Origin of the sequence: Bowmanella yangjiangensis, assembly GCF_018531185.1 — a bacterium.
Lineage (GTDB): Bacteria > Pseudomonadota > Gammaproteobacteria > Enterobacterales > Alteromonadaceae > Bowmanella > Bowmanella yangjiangensis.
The window spans coordinates 1-1,138 of the sequence record NZ_JAHDJU010000009.1; the positions used below are offsets into that span (position 1 = coordinate 1).

Annotated in this window: 3 protein-coding genes; all 3 read left to right on the forward strand. The window is 56.4% G+C overall.

Translation table 11 applies throughout. The features are described 5' to 3' along the window. Positions 1 to 159 precede the first annotated feature (159 nt). Complete coding sequence (locus tag KJY73_RS21640) at positions 160 to 558, forward strand: DNA-packaging protein FI (RefSeq protein ID WP_000158919.1); 399 nt, start codon at positions 160 to 162, stop codon at positions 556 to 558. Between the two features lie 11 nt (positions 559 to 569). Next, a complete protein-coding gene (locus tag KJY73_RS21645) occupies positions 570 to 923 on the forward strand; it encodes a head-tail joining protein (protein ID WP_000752979.1) in 354 nt (117 codons plus the stop codon). 11 nt (positions 924 to 934) lie between these two features. Next, the coding region (locus KJY73_RS21650; RefSeq protein ID WP_171868103.1) for a phage tail protein at positions 935 to 1,138 on the forward strand (204 nt) is incomplete at its 3' end.

Consider the following 1,138-nt stretch of genomic DNA (forward strand, 5'->3'; position numbering starts at 1 on the left):
GTTCGTGTCCGTACAACTCATAAGATGAACTGATTGCCCGTCTGATGAGTTCGTGTCCGTACAACTAAGATGAACTGATTGCCCGTCTGATGAGTTCGTGTCCGTACAACTGGCGTAATCATGGCCCTTCGGGGCCATTGTTTCTCTGTGGAGGAGTCCATGACGAAAGATGAACTGATTGCCCGTCTCCGCTCGCTGGGTGAACAACTGAACCGTGATGTCAGCCTGACGGGGACGAAAGAAGAACTGGCGCTCCGTGTGGCAGAGCTGAAAGAGGAGCTTGATGACACGGATGAAACTGCCGGTCAGGACACCCCTCTCAGCCGGGAAAATGTGCTGACCGGACATGAAAATGAGGTGGGATCAGCGCAGCCGGATACCGTGATTCTGGATACGTCTGAACTGGTCACGGTCGTGGCACTGGTGAAGCTGCATACTGATGCACTTCACGCCACGCGGGATGAACCTGTGGCATTTGTGCTGCCGGGAACGGCGTTTCGTGTCTCTGCCGGTGTGGCAGCCGAAATGACAGAGCGCGGCCTGGCCAGAATGCAATAACGGGAGGCGCTGTGGCTGATTTCGATAACCTGTTCGATGCTGCCATTGCCCGCGCCGATGAAACGATACGCGGGTACATGGGAACGTCAGCCACCATTACATCCGGTGAGCAGTCAGGTGCGGTGATACGTGGTGTTTTTGATGACCCTGAAAATATCAGCTATGCCGGACAGGGCGTGCGCGTTGAAGGCTCCAGCCCGTCCCTGTTTGTCCGGACTGATGAGGTGCGGCAGCTGCGGCGTGGAGACACGCTGACCATCGGTGAGGAAAATTTCTGGGTAGATCGGGTTTCGCCGGATGATGGCGGAAGTTGTCATCTCTGGCTTGGACGGGGCGTACCGCCTGCCGTTAACCGTCGCCGCTGAAAGGGGGATGTATGGCCATAAAAGGTCTTGAGCAGGCCGTTGAAAACCTCAGCCGTATCAGCAAAACGGCGGTGCCTGGTGCCGCCGCAATGGCCATTAACCGCGTTGCTTCATCCGCGATATCGCAGTCGGCGTCACAGGTTGCCCGTGAGACAAAGGTACGCCGGAAACTGGTAAAGGAAAGGGCCAGGCTGAAAAGGGCCACGGTCAAAAAT

Excerpts from the sequence above, each read along its gene's own strand:
- KJY73_RS21640 (WP_000158919.1), top strand. The coding sequence starts at position 160 with ATGACGAAAGATGAACTGATTGCCCGTCTCCGCTCGCTGGGTGAACAA.